At 40.3% G+C, this 21,037-nt stretch carries 17 protein-coding genes; 15 read left to right on the top strand and 2 right to left on the bottom strand.

The window, feature by feature from the left end; all coding sequences use genetic code 11:
• The first annotated feature begins 339 nt into the window (after window positions 1-339).
• The 6 genes from HCZ42_RS03440 (at window position 340) to HCZ42_RS03415 (ending at window position 9,630) form a co-directional block, all read left to right on the top strand.
• Window positions 340-2,571, top strand: coding sequence for a dynamin family protein (locus tag HCZ42_RS03440; RefSeq protein WP_167419355.1), 2,232 nt, complete (start codon window positions 340-342; stop codon window positions 2,569-2,571).
• The gene (locus HCZ42_RS03435; protein WP_167419354.1) at window positions 2,564-3,370 is read left to right on the top strand and encodes a hypothetical protein; all 807 of its coding nucleotides are present in this window, start codon (window positions 2,564-2,566) and stop codon (window positions 3,368-3,370) included. Before HCZ42_RS03440 ends, HCZ42_RS03435 begins: the two co-directional genes overlap by 8 nt.
• Window positions 3,367-4,377: a patatin-like phospholipase family protein gene (locus HCZ42_RS03430; protein ID WP_167419353.1), complete on the top strand. Its 1,011-nt coding sequence runs from the start codon at window positions 3,367-3,369 to the stop codon at window positions 4,375-4,377. Before HCZ42_RS03435 ends, HCZ42_RS03430 begins: the two co-directional genes overlap by 4 nt.
• Before the next feature lie 769 nt (window positions 4,378-5,146).
• Window positions 5,147-8,095 carry a UvrD-helicase domain-containing protein gene (locus HCZ42_RS03425; RefSeq protein ID WP_167419352.1) on the top strand — a complete coding sequence of 983 codons (2,949 nt, stop codon included), beginning with the start codon at window positions 5,147-5,149 and terminating at the stop codon, window positions 8,093-8,095.
• A gap of 82 nt (window positions 8,096-8,177) precedes the next feature.
• The gene (locus HCZ42_RS03420; protein ID WP_167419351.1) at window positions 8,178-9,056 is read left to right on the top strand and encodes a bacteriophage abortive infection AbiH family protein; all 879 of its coding nucleotides are present in this window, start codon (window positions 8,178-8,180) and stop codon (window positions 9,054-9,056) included.
• Between the two features lie 427 nt (window positions 9,057-9,483).
• Window positions 9,484-9,630 (top strand): hypothetical protein, encoded by a 147-nt coding sequence (locus HCZ42_RS03415; RefSeq protein WP_167419350.1) that lies wholly within the window; start codon window positions 9,484-9,486, stop codon window positions 9,628-9,630.
• A 178-nt stretch (window positions 9,631-9,808) separates the two neighbouring features.
• Here HCZ42_RS03415 and HCZ42_RS03410 read toward each other — a convergent pair whose 3' ends face one another.
• Together HCZ42_RS03410 and HCZ42_RS03405 are read right to left on the bottom strand one after the other, a co-directional pair.
• Entirely contained in the window at window positions 9,809-10,309 is a 501-nt protein-coding gene (locus HCZ42_RS03410; protein WP_167419349.1) for a hypothetical protein, read from the bottom strand.
• Between the two features lie 575 nt (window positions 10,310-10,884).
• Window positions 10,885-12,723, bottom strand: coding sequence for a hypothetical protein (locus HCZ42_RS03405; RefSeq protein WP_167419348.1), 1,839 nt, complete (start codon window positions 12,721-12,723; stop codon window positions 10,885-10,887).
• 466 nt (window positions 12,724-13,189) lie between these two features.
• Between HCZ42_RS03405 and xseA the strand changes: the two genes are divergently transcribed.
• The 9 genes from xseA to HCZ42_RS03360 all read left to right on the top strand — a co-directional run bounded on the left by xseA (window position 13,190) and on the right by HCZ42_RS03360 (window position 21,035).
• Entirely contained in the window at window positions 13,190-14,935 is a 1,746-nt protein-coding gene (gene xseA / locus HCZ42_RS03400; protein WP_167419347.1) for an exodeoxyribonuclease VII large subunit, read from the top strand.
• On the top strand, window positions 14,919-15,128 hold the full coding sequence (gene xseB, locus HCZ42_RS03395) for an exodeoxyribonuclease VII small subunit (protein ID WP_017069323.1): 210 nt from the start codon (window positions 14,919-14,921) through the stop codon (window positions 15,126-15,128). Before xseA ends, xseB begins: the two co-directional genes overlap by 17 nt.
• Window positions 15,129-15,407: 279 nt before the next feature.
• Entirely contained in the window at window positions 15,408-15,695 is a 288-nt protein-coding gene (locus HCZ42_RS03390; RefSeq protein ID WP_029788678.1) for a hypothetical protein, read from the top strand.
• A gap of 147 nt (window positions 15,696-15,842) precedes the next feature.
• Window positions 15,843-16,766 carry an AcrVA2 family anti-CRISPR protein gene (locus HCZ42_RS03385; protein ID WP_167419346.1) on the top strand — a complete coding sequence of 308 codons (924 nt, stop codon included), beginning with the start codon at window positions 15,843-15,845 and terminating at the stop codon, window positions 16,764-16,766.
• Window positions 16,767-16,880: 114 nt separating this feature from the next.
• Window positions 16,881-17,414: a hypothetical protein gene (locus HCZ42_RS03380; RefSeq protein WP_167419345.1), complete on the top strand. Its 534-nt coding sequence runs from the start codon at window positions 16,881-16,883 to the stop codon at window positions 17,412-17,414.
• A gap of 13 nt (window positions 17,415-17,427) precedes the next feature.
• Complete coding sequence (locus HCZ42_RS03375; RefSeq protein WP_167419344.1) at window positions 17,428-17,727, top strand: hypothetical protein; 300 nt, start codon at window positions 17,428-17,430, stop codon at window positions 17,725-17,727.
• Window positions 17,728-17,958: 231 nt separating this feature from the next.
• Window positions 17,959-18,693, top strand: a complete 735-nt coding sequence (locus HCZ42_RS03370; RefSeq protein ID WP_167419343.1) for an NYN domain-containing protein — start codon at window positions 17,959-17,961, stop codon at window positions 18,691-18,693.
• Window positions 18,694-18,949: 256 nt separating this feature from the next.
• A complete protein-coding gene (locus HCZ42_RS03365; RefSeq protein WP_167419342.1) occupies window positions 18,950-19,930 on the top strand; it encodes a hypothetical protein in 981 nt (326 codons plus the stop codon).
• Window positions 19,923-21,035: a hypothetical protein gene (locus HCZ42_RS03360; protein ID WP_048662307.1), complete on the top strand. Its 1,113-nt coding sequence runs from the start codon at window positions 19,923-19,925 to the stop codon at window positions 21,033-21,035. Before HCZ42_RS03365 ends, HCZ42_RS03360 begins: the two co-directional genes overlap by 8 nt.
• Window positions 21,036-21,037: the final 2 nt, after the last annotated feature.

The raw sequence follows: 21,037 nt of genomic DNA, 5'->3' as shown, positions 1-21,037 counted from the left end.
TGAAGCTCTCGACAGCAGTCGCAGTTTGAAGCCTTCGTGCAGTGATACAACACAGAGCTTAAGCACAATAAGCTAAATTATGTTATGCCTTCACAGAATCAAAATGGAAAAGATAAAGAGATCTTAAAGGGCAGTACTGAGAAATTACTCGCTTCAAATCCCTGAATGATGGTCTTGTGATACCAGTAACTGTAAGCCTGTTGGTGACGTACATCTAAATAATGAAGAAAATGCTGCTCAATAAGCAAGCAAGTAATGACAGCCACCTTGAAAAAGGCAGTGTATTCGGGGAAGTTAAATCTGTACATACACAGTTAACTAATATTGCGTCAGTAAATTATGAATTCAGAAATTATAAATGATATTCGGCTAGATCTAATAGATTACACTAATGCTGCTTTGTCCAAAGTACATAAAGTTAAACTTAAGAAAGATATTGAAAGTAGTGTTGCAACCTTTCTTCAGAATGAAAAGTGCAAGTTAAACGAAAACCTTTTTACTATCGGCGTTGTCGGGGTAATGAAGGCAGGTAAGTCGACTTTCATCAATGGTATCATTGGACGAGAAGTCCTGCCTTCAAGAACGTTGGGTATGACCTTCATTCCTACGAAAATTCAACACGCAGTCGCTGTGGATGATGTCGAGTACAGTTTTGGTAAATACGCAGCTTTCCAAATGTTTGCAGACTGGTTGCAGTTGGGTGGTAACTTAAGCAAAGTTACAACTACTGCAATTCGATCTAAAGTGGCGAATGAACTGATTACAGCTCTAGAAAAAAAAGAATTGAAGTTACGAAAGAGGGTTACTAGTTTAGAAGAAGCACAAAAGGAGTTATTTCTTGTTAATGATCTTGCTCGGCTGAACGCTTGGTTACGAGCAAATGATGACTGTCCTATTGATCTTTTGGAACATATCAAGTCGGAGAGTGATATTCCCACTATTTACACTCAGTTTAAAGCTCTGGGTAAAAGTATTCTCTCCAATGCCTCAGTGGCGTTAATTGACTCTCCTGGGCCAGATGAAGCAGGTCAAAATGAAACGCTTACTTTTGTCCTCAAGCAAGTACTACAAAATGCATCAGGCGTTTATTGCATTATAAATGGCAAGAAAATTGATGACTTGTCTGATGAAGCGTTGAGAAAACAAGTACATACGTACAGAGATATCTTAGCTGACAGGCTCCAACTTATCGTGAACCAGAAAGACCAGATTGATGGAAGCCTAGATGTGAAAGAGGTGATAAGTTCAAATCATACCTTTCAGGATTTTGACCTAGTGGATAAGGTTCATACACTATCATCAAAAGCCGCACTCTACTGTGCGTTGATGAAAGAAAGGGCACAAGATTTTTCAGATAATTATGCGTGTTACCGTAAAAAGCCACCTAAATGGTTTGTAGAGTTTGCCAGCCTCAGAGGTGGTTTAGAAAGTTACCTTGAAGATCTGGATGATGAACTGGGCGATGGTAAAGACTTAGCCAAGGTTCTTATTAAGCATTCAACTAGAGTGAATAAAAACTCTGGATTTAATGAGTTTATTAGTGATTCATTGATAGATATCTATAAAAATGCGTCATTGTCGGTTGTTACCAGTGCTGTGGATAAACTCAGTGCGAAAATTGATGAGCCTGTTTTGCATACAATTAATGGCCGCCTGAAGTCTATTGAACTTGATCATGAAGTTCTCATTAACATACGACAGGAGTTGAAGGTCACCATAAAAAAGATTGAATCTGTTCAGAAAGGAACAGAGGATCTTATTTCCAGCCAGTTTCAAAATACAGAGGCGTCAAATGGCATACTAGATTCCGTTGTCAAAAATACGGGACATCGCAGCACTAAAAAAGCAAGTTCACTATACCAGGAGCTTGAACAACTGATTAATGACTCAAACAAGAAGAAACATTCAACAAAGTCTAGTGCGCAAAATGATTTAGCGGGACTAAAAGAAGTAATAGAAACTAAAGTAATAGCGTTAGGTGCAGAATTACGTTCACTATCCGAGGAACAAGTCTCCAGAAAAATCGGCGATATTAACAGTACAGTACAAGAGCAGTTATCAGAGGCTATTACGACAACAAAACGTATTAATCGTAAGGTTTCAGACTGGGAGTTTATCATGCCTAGTCTTGAGGAATACTCAAAGTCTATAGACTTTGGAGCGCTATCAATAGATGAGGAGAAGGAAGAGACATTTATAGAACATGATCGTAGGTTATTTGGTTTTACATTTAAGCCATTGAATTACTTACTTGGTAAGCGAAAAGAAAAAGTAATTGAAACGTCATACCAAATAAATTTATCTTCTTTGAATAAGTTGATGAAAGAACATATTGATAACACCGTTGAGCATGCTTTCGAACAAGGCAGACTTGTGGCGTATAGTTACCAGGAAAAACTTACTGACTATGGCGAGGGGTTGTCTAATATTGTCAATCAAACTCTTATGACAAAAGAGAAAAGTCAAGCTGAAATGAAAGAAGAGATTTCAGAACTTAAAGCCGTTGAACAATGGTTTGGTGGATTTAGAAATTACCTGATTACTTCTAAACAGGGGCTTAGCAATGACTGATAAATATGAATTTCTAAACGATGTTGCGGCAATTGAGCTAGTAAACCAGATCGCAGTTGCTTCTGAGAAAGCCCAAGTATTAAAACGAGATAACGTTTTTTCCAAGCGTATTGTCAACTTGCTAACTGGAAGTCAGGAGGAACACCAAAACGATTTTAACGTTGAGGTTTCGGGAGCAATCGAGTCATTAAAAAATGAAGTGTTAAGCTCAAATAATAAGATCTTTAAAAACGCTTCTTCTATTAAAAAAATGGCAGGCGTTCTCATCAAAAATAAACAGTCTCTTTCATTACTAGAGTCAGATGTTTCTGCATTGCAAGATAAGGTGTCTGAAATTGAGTATCGTTTAGAAAAGGTTGAGGCACGCCAAACAGCAGATGATATCGTCGAAGAGTGGAAGGTACACTGCTCGCCAGACAACTCAATACTTTTCGAGACTATTCGTCTGGTTCAAATGCTTTACTGGAGTGATTTTAGCTGTGTTGCACTAGTTGATGAACAAGTTAAGAAGTACGGTTTTAATCGTTGCATGAACGCCATTATGGAAAAGTTTTCAATCAATAAATGTGATTTGGTTCGTCAGGCTCATTTAGTCAAGCAGTTCGATAATTTAGAAGGTATAGATAGAGATGCTTTGGCTATGATGATTCCTCAAATCAATTCGCAATTGTCCCTTGGCTACGAGCAGAAACAAATAGATGAACTGCTAAAATCGGCGTCACTGACGCGGATTGTTAGTGCTGAAATATTAATGCGTGATCTTTATGAAGGCAGCCTGTCAGAGGAGATATTAGCATGAGTATTGGTCTAGTCCTGTCAGGCGGAGGCGCAAAGGGTGCGTATCAAGTAGGTGTGCTTAAAGCTCTTGCCGAGATGGATATTGAAGTTGATAAGATCAGCGGTGCAAGTATTGGTGCACTCAATAGCGTGATTGTAGCTAGCTCAGCCTCAACGTCGGACGCTGCTGCCACATTAGAGTCGATTTGGACGTTGTTAGGACAAAGTAGTCCGTTAGAAGTAAACCAGAAAAATATTGCATTCATGGTGAGTTATGCTTTGGCAAGTTTGTTACAACTTTCTCCTCATCCATTGGCAAGAAAAGTGTCGAATGCTACCGTGTTGGGTTTATCTCAGTATGCCAAAAAAACAAATATCGACCTCGCAGTCTTAGATGACTCACCAATTAAAAAGCTTTTTGAGCAATATGTGGATTTTGAGAAATTACCCGAATGGAAAGACATTTGGGTAAGTGTGTTTAAAGGAAATGCTATCGATTCAATCTTCGAGTTTGCTAAAGGTGAACTTTTGCGTTTAGATACTGATAAATCAGAGTTTGTCGAACTGAAATCGTTAACGCCGCCAGAGGTGGCTCAAGCGATCCTAGCTTCAGCTGCTTTGCCTATCTTGTACCCTGCAAAGCACTTAGAGCTGGATGAAGAAGCTGGTTATTACTTTGATGGTGGGATTGGCGGAGCAAAGAAGTCTCAGGGTAATACCCCTATTACGCCTTTAGTTAAAAACTGCGACACCATTATCGTCACGCACTTGGACAACGGTAGTAATTTCGACCGCCGTGATTTTGAAGGCACTATTATCGATATTCGTCCTTCAAATGATCTTATTGGTTCTTCAGAGAAGAAGGTAGCGGCGATGCTCGACTTCAGTGCTAGAAAAATAGAATATTTGATTGACTGTGGCTTTAAAGATACGATTCGACACCTCTCCTCAATTAAGGGTTTTAGTCTCACCAAGTCTTCAATTGATGGAATTCAGCTAGATATCGATAACTTGCTTGACCAACTTTGATGTAAGTCATTAGTCAGGTTTTCAGCCAAATAGCCTCTAGTGAGGGGCTATTGGCTTTATAATCTTTGTTAGAAAACACTGTTATTACGAATGCGGCTAGGGCTAATAGATAGCTACTCTAATCGTTTATCATCCGTTAGGTAGGCTTCCGATTTGTTTTGAATCTATCAGAAGGGCTACTTCATGACATTTTTCATACGGAATGTTTGGTAGAACTCGTCACTTGGCTCAAGACAATTTTGCCAAGATTAAATACCATGTTTCAATTTAAACAAGATATGACAAGTTGGAAAGAATTTTCCCAGTATGATTCAGTCATACATTTATCCTTTTGTTAGATACAAGTGTCGAAATTCTGAACAAGAGGAAACCCACCGCTAGGTGGTCGTGTGTTGAGGAGGTTTAAGGCGGGGCTGTATAAGTAAAGGTTCAGTTTGTTCATCGCGGTCTCCAAATTGTTAACAAAAATACCATTCAGCTCACTCGCTAATGCGAGCAAAGCTTATTTCTATTTTTATTAGACTTTTTGGATATACGAACCTTTACAGATTTGGATATCTGAGTTGTACAGTTTGATAGTAGTATTTTTTGTTTTAGACAAATTAGAAACGTGATTTTATTAATGATATGTGATTTAGAGCACACTTATTGGTCATTTTGACAAAATGGCAATCAATCTGGCTTACAAGATGTGAGGGTGTAGTAATTGTTCATTGCTTATGTCAACTGTGGCATTATGCACCGCTGTATAGAGGTACAGGAATGTTGAATGCTTCAGAAGATCATAAAATCAAGAGTCAATTTACTTGGAAAACAAAAAGGGATCGTGTTTGGTAAGCTTTCTCTAAAGGTAGTAGAGAAATCATGCATAAGAACAATCAAGTATTCCGATATCCTTGGTTTTTGCACAATAAAACGTTCGCTTCTTGGTTATGAGCTTCAAGTGACAACTGATAGTGGTGTGGTCGCTGTTTGTGGCTTGAGCCATAGAAAGACAATCCCGCAATTCCACGCTATTAACAGAGAAATTCAAGTAGCAATTGAATCTAAAATAGCGGATACCTACACTCGATTCTCAAAAGCCGCGGTTGGCCAATATCTGCGTGAGTCGGCTATCTCTGATGTTCAAGCTATCATTGAACCAATGGTTCGGTTATTCAACAAGGCTCCGAATCTTTGGGAATCACATTTATCAGGCGAACCACTACAAAAGATTAAAAAGTTATCTGAGTTAAGCCCAATTTCAAGTTCTGCAAGCTATCTGAGAGAGTTGCACGTTGGTAGAGTACTAAATGCCCGCAAAACCTTCTACGATAGCATTGAGAGCAATCCACTTACTGAAGAGCAACGATTATCAGTAGTACAGCACGATGACTTCAATATGGTTCTTGCCGCCGCAGGAACAGGCAAGACATCTGTTATGGTCGCAAAGACAACAGATATTCTTGAAAGAAAACTGGCTAAACCTGAAGAAGTAATGGTTTTGGCTTATGGTAATGCCGCTGCAAAAGAACTTCGTATTCGTTCAAAAGAACGACTGAAAGCAGCGAATATTCACCACTATGACCTCGATAAGCAAATTTCTACGTTTCATAGCCGTGGCTTCCAGATTATCGCAGCAGCACAGAAACAATCGGTGGAAGAGTTCCGTAAGTTGAACATGAGCTGGTTAGTAGAAAAGCCTGCATCGCTTGAATTCATTAATAATTGGCTTGTTACTTTCATCGAAGAGAGTGAGGAAAACCTTAACATTTTCATTGAGACTGTATATTACGCATACAACCCATTCCTATCTGAGTCTGAAGAAGCCCACCAAGAAGCATTGAAAGGCAAGAAGTACATCACGCTGAATGGCGTTGAGGTAAAAGGTTATCAAGAGGTACTGATTGGCAACTGGCTATTCAAAAATGGCATTGAATACGTGTATGAGCCTGATTACAGCAATCGCCTTGGTATCAATATTGGTTTTCCATACCGCCCTGATTTCTATGTGAAACCTGTTGAGGGAGCAATCAGTGCTCAGATTTACATTGAGCACTTCGGTATTGATAGAGATGGCAATACGAGGACTGACATCAATAAAGCTAAATACAACCAGGGAATCAAAGACAAGAAAGATCTCCACGAACGGATGGACACTGAGCTGGTTGATACCTATCACTATGACTGGTGTGAGGGCAATCTTGAAATTGTACTAGAAGCGAAGTTGAGGGCATTAAATGTAGTCCCTAAGCCAATATCGAAAGAAGAAATTCTAGAAGCAGTAAGAAAGCAAGACTTCATCAAAAATGCTGTTAATGAGCTTCACGATACATTATCTGCCGTTCGTTCAGAGGCGATAGAGGGTTATGAAATCCAGCGTCGTTTGGAAGTAGCAGAAATCCAAAATGCCCGTAGTCACATGGAATTAATTGAAGGGTTGAGACAAGCCTATGTAGGTGAGTTGCGTAGCCGAAATCATCTTGATTTCGACGACATGATCCTTTTGGCAACACAGTATTTGAAAAAGGGCATGTTTAAGCCTGAGTGGAAATACATTCTCGTTGATGAGTTTCAGGATATCTCTGTTTCTAGGTGGAACTTCTTGATGGAGTTATTGAAAGCGTCAGGCTCAAGTCTCACTGTAGTAGGGGATGATTGGCAGGCTATATATGCATTTGTTGGAGGCAAGCTCGAATACACGACAAGGTTTCAAAATAACGTTGGTAATCATGCCCTGACCAAACTGCAAAAGACATTTCGATATAACAATAGTATTGCTGATACCGCTGGTGGATTTGTAATGAAGAATCCAGAGCAATACCAGAAGCAGATCGTCACGCATACTCAAGTTGAATCTTCAGAAGTATTTCTGATTGATAACTATGATGCCAATGAAAAAGATCCTATTGAAGCTACATTGAATGCTGTTGAGAAAGCGATTAAGGAGATCTATGTAGATGATCCTGATACTTCAATAGGTATATTGACTCGCTACCGTAAGAGCAAAACAGCAGCAGCCCAACGTTTTACCAAGAAGCGTGGTTTCAAGAATATGAAGTTTTGGACGTTGCATGGTTCGAAAGGCTTGGAGGCGGATTACTGTTTCGTCCTGGATTTAAACCAAGGATACTTCGGGTTCCCGACCGAAAGGAAAGAGAACGAGATTGTAAGTGCGTTGATGCCAACCGTTGATATGTATCCGCATGCCGAAGAACGACGCTTGTTTTATGTAGCAATCACTCGTTCTAAGAAGCGTTGCTATTTGGTTGCTGACCCGAAAGAACCATCAGAATTTGTCCTTGAGTTACTTAGTCCCGAATATGACATCAATATAGTGTCGGAACACTTCACTCCTGAGAAATTAGCTGCAAGGAAATGCCCTAACTGTAAGACAGGATACCTCAAACCAAAGAAAGGTGAGCGTGGTACTTACGTATGCTCCACAGGGCTAGGCTGCCTTACTGAAGCGGTTGACTGCGAATGCTGTTCTGATGGTCTAGCAGTTAAGAAGTCGAAGCATGGAGAGTGTCTACGCTGTAAGGCTAAGTTCCTGCTCTGCCCTCGTTGTAAATCACCCAAAATTACGAGACTAGGTAGGTATGGTGTGTATGTAGCTTGTTCTGGTTACAAAGGGGAGGAAAATGAAGATTCGTGTAAATTCAGGGATAAACTGCCTCCTAAATTGAAAGGCAATATTGGGGTGAATGAACGCATTCCTCACTCTGGAATTTTGTAGAATAATCATGATATTATCCGATTATTACTTGCTATACTATGCAACCTGTACTTTGAGATATTATCTACGGGGGAGTATTGGCGTGACAACTTTAGTGATAATCGGTAATGGTTTTGATATTCAGAATGGATTACCTACAAGTTATTGGCATTTCCATCAAAACCATCATGATGATCTAAACGAGCATTTTGTCTTTTTCCCTGAGTTTTATGATGATCAAGAGTGGTCTAACTTTGAAGAAAACCTAGGTGTTTTCAATGAGGATGATTTCATCGAACAAGCCGTATTGCAGCCAAGCTTAGATGAGCTGGCTGACTCATCAAGTAGCTTGCTGTATGGCTATGAAGATGAGATGACTATAAAAGTAGATGAATTGGTGGATGCAGTAACAGATACGTTCAAAACTTGGATAAGTGCAATAGACGTAACCATAGCCACGCAATTATTTGAATTTCCTAATGGATCTAAGTTCATTAGCTTCAACTATACACCTACTCTCCAAGACATATATTCAGTTCCTGACGAAGATGTACTGCATATTCATGGTAAAGCCAGATCGAACGTCATTTTTGGTCATGGAATCGGGAATGGCAACCAATCTACATCAATGCCTTGGAATGAAGATGAGCCTTGGTTTGATGAGTCCCAAAGAACAGTTGCTTCAGTTACAGACAAGTTTCACAAGCCAGTAGCTGAGATTCTAGAAAGTAATCGTGCTCAACTAGAAGGCTACGGCGATGTTTCAAAAATCATTGTCATAGGCCATTCGGTCAATGATATTGATGTTCCATACTTTAGATGCATTTTGGAAGCCTACCCTGATGCTGTTTGGGAGAACTGGAATTATGGTGATGGCATATTATATACCCAAGAGAAATTGATAGCTCTTGGCGTGCCTCAACATCAGTTAAGTTCATCACCTTCTAGTGAGCTTGGGACAGCCTATCCGATAACTGGATAGGCGAGTGTTAGAGATTACTTGAGTTACATAGCGAACTCAGTTTGATCTGCTCTTGTAAGACTGGACACCGACTTAAGCGAGTTTTGTTATACATCAAGTAATCAATGTTTTGCTAAATTAGCATTACGGTAAAACGGAATTGTCCAAAAGTGAGTTCATTTTTGTGTAGACCTTTGCTGTGAACGACCATTCTTTTGATACACGGCTTAAAGGCTTAAACTATGATACTACTGAGATGAATTGATATTCTGAAAACTCAGGTATCTTATTTAAGGTAACAGCGGTGCCATATTGCAAAACTGCTATAGTCATTACTCAGCAAACTAATACTAGAGAAGTACTAGATCAATTTGCCCGAACAAAGTTCAAATCGGGTTGCGCTGTTCAATGTGAGTGGAATCATGCCCAATTTGTGATAGACAATGGTATGAATAACGTTCGTGCAGTCGTTGATACAGAGAAGGGGCTCATTACGCTGTGTTGCCGTTATTCTCATTACATCGATATCGGAGAGGAGTTGCTCAAACAGTTTGCCGACGAGCAAGGTTTTTCAACTAAAAGGTTGGAATGCTAGCTTGCACGAAAGTACTTCGTTATTACTCTTTCATATCGTCTTCTAACTCCAAAGCAACTTACGATTCTTGCTCACCGTTTTTGGTGCTCGGTGTTGGTGGTATTACCCTAAATTGAGTCAGCCTAAAACCGACTGACTCTTGTTCGTGAATATGTCACAGGTGAATACAAAGTACTTATCAAATTGAGTAGTTAGCACCAAGCCGATTGATTACTTCGACATGTCCACCAAACTTCCTAATACTTAAAGCGTCAACGGCGATTCCGCTGGCTACCTGGAGTAGGTCTAGGTTCTTACCCTGCCTACTATAATCATCCAATAATTGCTTCTTTAGACTTAAATCGAACTCAAATCGATCCCTAGGCTCGCCAAAGCAATCTTCATCAAGAATAACAAGATATTGGGAATAACAGCTAAATTGAGACGAGTAAAGCTCGAGCAGCTCGTGAACTCTATCAGCGTCTTCGGGGAGAAAAATATATTTATTGTTTTTGACATCAAAGTCAGTGATTGCTAGTGCATTCAACAACTTAATTAACAGTATGTAACAGACGACTTTAGGAGCTTTGATATAGGTTTGTCCATAGGCAGGTAACCTATCGGTGATGTAAACGTTAGATTTTGAGTTAATGGTTAAATGAGCAATTTTTGTTACTTCACCGATGTCAAATTTGATCATACTTATCATACTCCTCTAGTGGCGGTCATAGGCTGATTTCTAGATTTGAACTTCTTTCAGACACAACAAAACCACCGCTCTTAAGCAGTGCAGAAAATGTTGTCTGAGTGTGACTTTTGAGTTGTTCATCATGTCTCCAATTTGCCAATAAAAATACAGTTCGCACTTACTCGACGAATCGAGCATAAGGTTATTAGTATTTTTATTAACAGTCGGATACACGAATCAATAGAAAGGTATATCTGAACACCAAAGCGTCAGCTTTGGTGGGAATTAACTTAGTAAGAAAAAAAGAAACGACAAGGAAGAAATAGAAAATTTAGCTTTATTTGTATGCTGGGTCTCTAAATCTTGGATGACTGCTTGACGAGTGAACAATCAATATTTTGTCATTCGATACCGAAAAGCCACTTTCTCTAATTTATATAAGAAATGAAAAAGTGGCCTAACCAAAGCTCCGCTTTGAAGCAAGTCGACTGATTCATGAGCGCAGCTCATGGGGGTTCTAGACATAATTACTAGGTGAATAGCGTGTCAGGAAATGGCAGGCTAGGGTGCTAGCCTGCTTTTGTATATTAGATTGACTTGGATATGAGCTCAGCTTTCAGTAATCCACCCTTGGTAAGTAATTTTGGTGAGAAGTTTGGGGTTCTACGTTGTTTGTATGCCGTCAGGATTTTTTGCAGGCCACTGGCTTCTAGAAGAGATATGTTTACGTCAGTATCCATATCTGCTGCATCGATAAAGTCTTTGGAGAACTCTGGTGCAACAATCAGTACTTGAGCAACTCGATGGCCATTTTGCTCGCAGCGCTTCGCGTAGGCTTTGACTTGTCTAGATGTTGTAGAGTATTTGGCATATTGGCCATTCTTAAACGATTTTGCCTCACCTATAATGACATCATCATTATCCAAGGAGACTATAATGTCCGCTTTGTCCTTGGCTGTGTTTATGTCTTTTCGTAAGTCCTCGTCAACATTCATTCCAAGCTGCTCTAGAATTGAACGAGTAATTTCTTCGAATTTCACACCAATATCCGACTCTTTGATATCTATGCCAGCGTCATGTAAACCTTTCAAATCGCGTGTTGCCAGCAAGTTGTAGTTTTCAATTAAGCGGTCATTGGCACTAGCGAAGGATTCAATGATTTGACTACGAGGGTTCCCTCTCCTAGACAGCCCCATATCATTTCTGATGGTCTTAATTTCATCGTTTGTATAGAGATACAAAATATCGAGTGGGGTAATACTTAGTGCTTTTAGCCTTTCTGGATCGAGAGTTTCTTTGTTTTCTATTTCAAAGTCTGTTCGAATACGTTCTTCAACATTAAGATCTGAGCTTGATAGTGATTCCAGAAGTTCTTTAAAGCCACTGACACTTAGGGCATTAAACTCATCTTCTTCAGAATTTTTAAGATGTTCGATCAAAACATCTATGCGGTCATGAAGTCGAGTGCCAATTCTGGGTATGTCGAGATCCATTTCATCAATCAGTTGCTTGATTCGTTCTTTTCTCTGATTTTGTGTTGCGTTGTCTGAATGAATGTCATTGAGCAGAATATTTCTGATTGAAAGTCCTGAGTGAGCGATGGTGGTGATTTTTTCTTTTCGGTCAACACCTCTAGTTTTGCAGCCATGATTTTTTAAGATGCTAGAGAGTTCCGCATCAGATAAAGAGCGAAGAATTCTAAGTATATATTTGTCGTGAATTTCTTTACCGAGCACCTCATGGAGAATATCTACGACCTCGTCAGCAACCATAACCTCTGAGCGTCGGCGATTGATCATGATAATGCCATTTTCCCTTAAATATTCTAGGGAATCATCTATGCCAAGTTGTGGGATTGGATCAATAGAGTGCTCAATGGCATTGACCTCTTCTCTAGACAGGCCTAGCCGTTGTGCAAGCACATTAAGTATGCTTCTTTCATCTTCAGAAATTTTGGCTGCTCTATTTGATTTAAGATCGTTCTCGAATGCCGTTTTCATACAGTGCTTATAGATATCGAGTCGGTTTAGTCTATCAAAATCACCGAACTCACTGGTGGTAAGCTCTGCTAGAAGCTCCTGGCTCAATGTATCTATCTCTGCATATTCTTTGGCATAAAGACTCTCAATCCACGGTATGGTAGAGATACAGTTCCCATCCCTAGCTAAGATATTTATCAGTAGTGATGCCTGTGGGCCACCCGTCGCTACTTGTTCTACTACGTGCTTTTTGAAGTGCTTTCTGACTAGATTGAATAGCTCTTTGATCTCATTGCCAGAGGCCGCTTTAAGTTGACCATCTATTTTATCCAATTGCTTGACCAACTCGGTGTCACCCTTGTTGTCTTGGCATAGCTTGTCTATGCAGTTGATGAACTTTGAGCGTTCAAATTGATTTGTATGATTTAAAACTTGGGTTAGTTTCATAGCGCGTCCTGCATTTAAACAAAATAGATTGCTTTGAATGTTAACGGTATATACGACTGAGATGTGATTTTTGAGGTAAGAGTGACGATTATGTCACTGGTTTTATATTGGTTGTATTTGGAAGTTTGAAGTCAGTCTTACTGAATAGGCCACTTTCGCCATTTATATATAAATATCCAAAAGTGGCTAAACCAAAGCTGCGCTTTGAAGAGAGTCGATTGGTTCATGAACGCAGTTCATGGGGTACTTCTTAGTAATTCTTAGCGAGTTTAAGAATTCTTAATACCAGTAAGAAACACGATACGATATGGTGATTATGATCACAGAATTTTTAGTAGATAGAAAAAATCTGTACAAATCACTACTCAAATTGAAATTTATTTCTATGTTTCAATATCGCCAAGACCGCGGTGTTATTGGGTGATTGACGGTCTTATTTTAGCTCTTCTTTTTTGAGGATATAATCATGTTGATAAGCCAGGATCAACAAATAGGTTTGCGAAGCCTCAGTGAGTTACTTGATCATGTCGCTGACGTCATTCGTCGAGGTGTTCCTGGTCGGCATTGGGTGACCGCTGACGTAACCAGCGTGAATCGAAATCGCTCTGGTAATGTGTATTTGCAGTTATCAGATAACGGTGATGGTGGGTCGGAATCGCAAGCGCGTGCGGTTGTTTGGTCAAATAGAACCTCTATCATCGATGCGTTTGAAAAGAGTACTCAAATGACATTTGCAGAAGGTTTGAGCATTCTTTGTTTAGTAGAAGTTCAGTTTCATACTAAGTATGGACTCAACTTAACCATCGTAGATATTAATCCCAGCTACACGATTGGGGCATTTGAGTTAAAACTACAGAAGATACGCAATTGGCTGGCTGATAAGAACGAGGCAGAGTTAAATCAATGCTTGAGAACACCGATGGAGTTTACAAGGGTTGCCGTGATTGCACCGCAGAATGCGGCTGGGTTGAGTGACTTTCGCAGTGTGGCGCACTTGCTTGAACAGCACTACCTATGTCAGTTCGACTATTTCTACGCATCATTCCAAGGTGAAGCGAGGATACGCGCTATCGAGATGGCGTTTACAGAACTGGTTCAAAATGAACATGTGTATGATGCAGTGTGCGTGATTAGAGGCGGTGGTGATAAGGCTGGCCTTAACGAACTCAGTGAACCGAAACTGGCTCGATTGGTTTGCCGCTGTCCATATCCTGTTTTCACGGGTATCGGGCACAGCACGGACTCTGTCATCCTTGATGAATTCGCTAATCAATCTTTTGCGACGCCGACTAAAGTCATTGATCACATCAAACATACGATAATCCAAAACGCTCAGTCTGTTAGCGCGAATTACTCTAAGCTGCATAACTCAGCGCAATCGCTATGTAATCATCAGCAACAGTTTATTGCGCAGCAAAGTGAACGTATAGAGAAAGGAAAAAGTAACGCTTTAGCCTGTTGGCGTAATCACGTTGAACAGTTCGGTCATCGTTTGTTCGAGCGAGCCCAAAACCGAGTGAGAGAAAATGGAGACTTGGTTAATCGACAGTTCCAATACCTTAGTTCCAACGCAAACCAGAAATTTAATTCATCACGTATTGCGCTTAATCGCCTTCATGAGCAAGTGTTTCATCAGGCAAACAAGGCACTGATTAGTGCCAAGTCTGCCGCCTTTGCGGAGCAGCAGATTATGAAACAATCGAGTGCTGCGATAGTGACGTTGACGAAGCAAAATGTTTTAAAGGATTACAGAGACTTAAAACAGTTATCTAAACATCAGATACATAATCATAAACGAGACACGCGTCAACTTTGGCACAGCTTGAGCCAGTCTTCTAAAACCGCGATACAAATTGCCAGTAATCAGGCGGTTTCTGCCTCAAATACATTGGTGATGTATGCGCGTATGCATGTGCAAAGCCAACAGAGTCAGATCCAACAAGACAAAAATATCCTCTTTGTGAACGCGAAGAGGAGTTTGGCTACTCACCAAGATTTTATCCGAAATGGCAAGCGATTAATTGAGGCCTATGACCCTCAAAGGGTTTTAGAGCGTGGCTACGCGCTGGTGTGTGATGATGCAGGCCACGTAATTAAAAGCACTAAACAACTTCAAAATAATCAACAGTATACAGTCCAATTGCATGATGGCAGTACGACGGTAACCAACCATTCGTTTCAGAAGGATCCGCAACATGAACCAACAAACTAGCAGTTATATGGATAATTACTCAAAGCTAAAATCAGCAGCAGAGGAACTGTCTCAACAAAACGTTCCAGATGTTGATCGCATCATTCCACTGGTAAAACAAGGAACACAAGCGTATCAGCACTGCATGAACCGTATTCAAGAGGTGGAAAAAATGCTGCAAGAGATAGAACAGCAGGCAAGTCGAGAAGGTTGACACTCTCTATGTATTAGTGGCTTGTGGTGCTTTGGAAATGACTGCAAGCTTATGATTAAATTCATTATTTTCGATGAGTTTTATCCCCTCCCTCCGTTTCGAACAAGTCATTTCCTTTTACCAACAAGCTTACTCACTAAAAGCCCTACACGACGAGACCATAAATTAGTCCCGTATTTTTTACGGCATCTGTTGATATCCCGTAAAAAATGCGGCATTATATATTCATACCTTGAGTACTTTGGGTTTACTCAATTGGATTACGAAAGAGTAGCTTTTATGAAAAAAGACGAACAATTAGAAGAGCGTTTATCTGACTTTGTTGCTTTTTGCAATGTATACGGCCTAACGAAATCAAAGCGTTATGCGGGAAAAAATATGGTCACACTTGATTATGATCAGGCAATGAAGGTGTTTCCTGTTAAACGCTCTGCATTAGAGAAATTTTGGACGGGCAAAAACACGATTCCAGATTACTTTGTAACGATTATGAAATTGCATACAGGGCAAATTGAACCGTTCCATAGCGTTTTTTCTGAGTCCAGTATTCGCTTAACTATTAATTGATCGGAGTTACTAGATATTGGTTTCACAATCTATCTGAGCTGGTTGAAGCCAAACTGATTCGCTAATAATCGAATTTCCATAGATTAATAACTGTTCATTTTTGTGAGCGGTAGGGATTCGTTCACCCCAAAAATAAAAGGAAACTAAATGAATTTAAGGCCAACTAATCACCTAAATACCATATCTAAACGTTACCCAGGTATCTGGAAGAACGTAGATCTCTTCAGGAAGAGCAAAGGAAAAGATTTGGGTGATTGGCCAGAGTGGTGTTTCCTTCCAATGGCGGCGAGCTACGCTATAGCAAGTAATGGTGGTGGCATTTCTTTAAGTGCTGCATCTGATATATCTACGATATCAGCGCTTACTGCGTGGAGATATACACAGGGAATCTATTGTTTCGACTCGGATGTATACGCAGAAATCGTTAAAACAACAGTGGATAAAGATATTCCTGTGGATGTGCTTTATAGACTCCCTGAATGGGGCGTTTATATTGAATTACGAGATGTTGATGGATGCTATGGCTTTTTTGCACATTTAGAGTTTGATATGACAACAAAACGTTCAGAGCTCCGATTACTGATTGATTCTGAAGATATGTTAATACCCATCATACTTCACCTCGGAGACTGGGGAGTGGCTGAGGCCATCGACAGAGCTGTCGAGGTTGCGTACAGCCGACTTTCTTTATTGGAGGCGTTTATGGCCGACTCCGTTGAGTGGCAGAGAGGGATTGCTCAAAAGTGTTTAAGCCTCTTACTTTACCTCTGTTCTGAAAAACCAGATATAGAACGTGTTGAAGGTAACTTGCCAACAAATCCAACCCCCAAAAAAGTTAAAAAAAGACACAAATTTTTTGCTCCCAACAAACCTAAGATTTGGAACGTTGGGAAAAAGATTGCAAATCTTGTTGCACAAACTCCCTCTGAGAGTCAGAGCGGAACTCATGCGAGTCCCAAAGCCCATATTCGACGAGCTCATTGGCATGGTTATTGGTCAGGGCCGAGAAATAGTATTGAACGTAAATTTATCTACAAATGGATCCCGACGATGGTTGTGAATTCCAAATAATTCAAGACGTCACCGCAATCAAATACCCATCTAAATTATTGGAAGCTTGCTGCTCCTATGTAGTGCGGCTGGCTTCTTTATACCACCAACAATTGAAAATAAAGGTAATCTACAATGAATGAAGCAGTAATGTTGAAGGTAGGTCAACGTTATCCAATGCAAATCCAAGCTCATAGAGAAGGTGCTACAGCAGAGCTGATGCGACCATTTGGTCATAGGCTGATAATTGCTATGCCTGACATCTCTCAATATGAAGAGGACATCTTACGTCGTGGTGAGTTGCATTGCGGTCTCCTTGAAAAGGATGGTGCTATTTTGTTGCTTTGGCAATTCCTAGATGGCAAGACAAAGGTAACGACATTTGATAGCCCGTTTGACGCGAGGTTGATTCCTGACATTGTTATGGGGGAACTGAATACTCCAGAATCGAGATATTGGATTGATATCCATATTGTTGACTCTTCTACTAATGTAGTAAGGGGATTGCGCTCTATAACAATGCCAGCAGGTTTTTCGCGAGAGTTGATGAATACTGTTAAAAAACAACTAGGAAGCCATTCAAATGGTGAAGCCCAAATGAGCCGATGGATGCAGAAGGCTCCACATAAATTAGCGAAAAAGACTCTGATGTGGAAAATGGGAAAGTAACGGATTGCTCTCGATGATAACTCTAAAGAATACAAAAACTAACCAGACTCTAAAGATCTTTGAAGCAAAAGTACTAACCGACTTAGGCGGTATGGCAAAAGGAATGACTGAATCTGGATTTGAAGATGCAGTTAGCCTAGGAATGAAGCACTTCGTCTCGATGGTTGATGGAATTTTGGAAGAAGGACTATTACTTGCCAGCGTTAGTCCGATCAGTGATAAAGAGCTCATTGAATATATGACTTCGAGCGGAGATGGTTGGGAGCGCCATGAGGTCGACAACATCTTACAGTTTCCCAGCCGACGATTTTAAGAACGACTCTAGCCGCTGAACTTCTATAGGCCACTTTCTCTATTTATATATAAAAGAGTAAAAGTGGCTTTTTCCTTAGCCAAAGCTGCGCTTTGAACAAGTCGACTAATTCATGGGCGTAAGCCCATGGGATTTTAGTACTTTCAATTTTTATTTAATCTCATAAGCATACAGTGGCATTTGACTGATGGCTTGGATACTATGTCTTTGTATTGAAGAAGGAAATGGTACATGGGAAGTCGTAAAATTGCCGTTCTGATTGATTCAGAGAACACGCCACATTCTAAATTGAGCTCTATCATCGAAGAGCTCTCAAGCTACGGACAAATCATCGTCAAGCGTGCATACGGTGACTTTTCGACTGAGCAACTCAAAAACTGGAAACACCCCCTCAATGAGCTTGCTATTCAAGCGAAGCAGCAGTTTGCATACACAACAGGCAAAAACTCCACTGACGCGCTAATGATTATTGATGCTATGGATCTCCTTTACAGCCAACGGGTCGATGCTTTTGCGCTTATCTCAAGTGATAGTGATTTCACTAGCCTTGCAACAAGGCTGAGGGAGTCTGAAATGTTTGTGATAGGTGTCGGTAAGGCAATGACTCCAGCTTCGTTTAAAAATGCCTGTGATGATTTTGTCGCCATTGAAAACCTCAACGGAGATAAGCCACAGGAAGAGTCCCCGCAACCTCCTCAACAATCCACTCAAATCAATGGGGTAGAGAAAGAAATTTGGCAACTAATGCATCGCGCATGGCAAAACTATCGTGATGAATCTGGCTGGGCCAAACTAGGTGAAGTAGGGCAGTACCTTAAACGCTTAAAGCCTGACTTTGACCCGCGCAATTATGGTCTCAAGAAATTGTCTGACTTTTTCGACAAGTTCTCTAACCGTTACTCCACTCGTCAATCAAAGCAATCTGGATTGGAATTTAGGCTCGTGACCAAAGGCAGTAAGCAGTGAGAGCTACGTGATCGTGCTCACGGGAACTGTAGCTCGTAAGTGGACAAAATCAGTTTCGGAGAATTGAACATTCGCAATAAATGAATAACTACAGGTATTGTAAATCACTGAACCTGCTGTCCAGAGCTGCTAGTGCAGTTCAGTGTTGATATTTTGCGCAAAGTCAATTGTTGCAAACTTAAGAATGAATTAATATCGCATTATAAAACTTGTTTAGTACGCATCGTGTCGCGGTGCCTGTGTGGGAATATGAGTAATGGCAGAAACTGGGAACATAGAGAAGCTAGCAAAATTAGTTTCCAAGGACATATTTAAGTGGTTCAAATGGGAAACTTGTTTGCCAAAGGATGAGAACTGGGAATGTGTGACAGATCATCATGGCAAAACTACTCACCCGTCAGATGTTGTGTTTTATTATGATGACCCATACTCGGGTAATACTAAATATTTAAACACTGACCTTAAGAGTTACAAGGCTGGGACTATTAATACCAGCTCTGTCTCAAAAGCTCTTAAATCACTTGCAATGTCAGTTGAATGCGCAAACATCAGTGAAAGTTGGCAAAGTACATTTCTTCTCGACGATGTGGGCTTTGGGAGTGTTGCAGGATTATTGTTCATCTACAACCATGACGACAAATACGACTACGACTTTTCTGATTTGATGGGAAGAGTGGATTATCGGGAAATCCCACTTTTGGAAGACAAAGAAATTGTTGTAATGGGGCCACACTTAATTAAGCGTCTTTGTGACGTCGTAAGTGATATGCAAAAGCTGAAGGCTGATGATAGTTTCCCTAGTCCTAAAGATTTCACTTTCTTTTACCCTGATTTGATTCGTGCTCGTCGTTGTGGCGACGAATGGGATAAGCCTGCTACGGTTGAAGCACTAACATCACCTTGGTTAATTATCAAGCATCGAGCGGGGGATGACTTTGATAGTGGTTTTGTCATCTATTACCACCAGTCAGGGGAAACGGTTGATGAGTTTATTTATCTTATCGACGCTATGTCGCATTATCAGATGCTCAGCAGTGATTATACGATACGAGTTCGGTTTACTGATGCAACTAAGCATGCCTCAGTCAATTTTGACAAAGCAAAACGTGAGTATCTAAAAATGTGGGGTAATGACGATGCCCGTGAGAAGCAGATGGCGGCTATTGAAGCTGAAACTATCACTAAGTTCACAACTTGCTTTAATCCAATGGAAATAGGAATGCGAGAAGATGTCTAAACTCAAAACTGGCCCGTCTATCTATATCCCTACTGATAAGAACATATTTGACGCTTTACAGCACAAGAAAGTAACTCACAGTGAGCTAGTTTTATTCCTAAGAGGAAGAGGTATTTTAGTCTCCAGCAGCACTTCTAAAGATGCGCTAATTGAAAAAATTAGCTCTTTGACCCTTAGCTATTCTGATTTCAACTGGATTGGTAAGCTACTAGAAAATCCAAACAGGAAAGACAAAACAACGCATTCCAAACTTAAAGGAGAAATTGAGGACTCACAAATCCAAGCTGCTTGTTCAGCAGTAAAAGCGAATTTGACCGCAATTGGTGATGATTCTGTAAAGGTTACTAAAAGTGGTGATACAACTACGCTAACAGTTAGTTATGTTGACCATGACTTCACAAAAACAGAGATGCGTCAGCGCACACTTAAGACTTGCGAAATAAAGCTTGAGAAAGGTAAAGACGGAGTTGTGATGAAACTTCCATCAACAAAAAAAGCTAAAGAAGTTTCTGAGACACTTAAAAAAGCTGTTCAAGCACAAGTAATAAAAGCCACGGGTAATGAGCTAGAAGAGTTTTCCATTTCGTTACAATCTATCACTGATGCTGAATGTAGAAGTGAATTTTTTGATAGCTTAATTCGCAATGTTCCTGGCTTTGAGTTTGATAATGTTTCTAGCGTGGATGTTTATCATTTGGAACAGGAAGAGAAAGACGAGCTTGATGAGGATGATACTGTTGAAGCAAGATTAGCTTCCTATATCAATAAAGCAGCGCTGGCAGGAGAAGGAGTGCTAGATTCAACAGAATTTAAGCAGCTTCATAAACGAGGCTTTTATATTTACAAAATTATCTGGACAGCAATAGATAGTGCTCATGAAGGGCCTAAGGTGGAATTTGAAGCTCGTTTTGGTCGACCTGATTTATGCACGGAATTTATGTACACCGTTAGAGGACTATATCCGTACAACTCTAGAACTGTCGAGTACAACGTCACCAGAAAAGCTGCGACTCCTTATGAAAATGAGAAGTACAACGTCAGTCTGAGAGATGCATCAGAGAAGGCTTTGGCTAAAACCATTGAAGCGTATGACAAGAAGGTGTAGAT

It is taken from the genome of Vibrio hepatarius (assembly GCF_011806575.1).
GTDB classification, from domain to species: Bacteria; Pseudomonadota; Gammaproteobacteria; order Enterobacterales; family Vibrionaceae; genus Vibrio; species Vibrio hepatarius_A.
This window is presented reverse-complemented; position numbering and strand designations above follow the sequence as displayed.

Excerpts from the sequence above, each read along its gene's own strand:
- HCZ42_RS03365 (WP_167419342.1), top strand. The coding sequence starts at position 18,950 with ATGGCAGAAACTGGGAACATAGAGAAGCTAGCAAAATTAGTTTCCAAG.
- HCZ42_RS03425 (WP_167419352.1), top strand. The coding sequence starts at position 5,147 with ATGCTTCAGAAGATCATAAAATCAAGAGTCAATTTACTTGGAAAACAA.
- HCZ42_RS03435 (WP_167419354.1), top strand. The coding sequence starts at position 2,564 with ATGACTGATAAATATGAATTTCTAAACGATGTTGCGGCAATTGAGCTA.
- HCZ42_RS03390 (WP_029788678.1), top strand. The coding sequence starts at position 15,408 with ATGAAAAAAGACGAACAATTAGAAGAGCGTTTATCTGACTTTGTTGCT.
- HCZ42_RS03415 (WP_167419350.1), top strand. The coding sequence starts at position 9,484 with ATGAATAACGTTCGTGCAGTCGTTGATACAGAGAAGGGGCTCATTACG.
- xseB (WP_017069323.1), top strand. The coding sequence starts at position 14,919 with ATGAACCAACAAACTAGCAGTTATATGGATAATTACTCAAAGCTAAAA.
- HCZ42_RS03375 (WP_167419344.1), top strand. The coding sequence starts at position 17,428 with ATGATAACTCTAAAGAATACAAAAACTAACCAGACTCTAAAGATCTTT.
- HCZ42_RS03370 (WP_167419343.1), top strand. The coding sequence starts at position 17,959 with ATGGGAAGTCGTAAAATTGCCGTTCTGATTGATTCAGAGAACACGCCA.
- HCZ42_RS03430 (WP_167419353.1), top strand. The coding sequence starts at position 3,367 with ATGAGTATTGGTCTAGTCCTGTCAGGCGGAGGCGCAAAGGGTGCGTAT.
- HCZ42_RS03385 (WP_167419346.1), top strand. The coding sequence starts at position 15,843 with ATGAATTTAAGGCCAACTAATCACCTAAATACCATATCTAAACGTTAC.
- HCZ42_RS03405 (WP_167419348.1), bottom strand. The coding sequence starts at position 12,723 with ATGAAACTAACCCAAGTTTTAAATCATACAAATCAATTTGAACGCTCA.
- HCZ42_RS03380 (WP_167419345.1), top strand. The coding sequence starts at position 16,881 with ATGAATGAAGCAGTAATGTTGAAGGTAGGTCAACGTTATCCAATGCAA.
- HCZ42_RS03440 (WP_167419355.1), top strand. The coding sequence starts at position 340 with ATGAATTCAGAAATTATAAATGATATTCGGCTAGATCTAATAGATTAC.
- xseA (WP_167419347.1), top strand. The coding sequence starts at position 13,190 with ATGTTGATAAGCCAGGATCAACAAATAGGTTTGCGAAGCCTCAGTGAG.
- HCZ42_RS03360 (WP_048662307.1), top strand. The coding sequence starts at position 19,923 with ATGTCTAAACTCAAAACTGGCCCGTCTATCTATATCCCTACTGATAAG.
- HCZ42_RS03410 (WP_167419349.1), bottom strand. The coding sequence starts at position 10,309 with ATGATCAAATTTGACATCGGTGAAGTAACAAAAATTGCTCATTTAACC.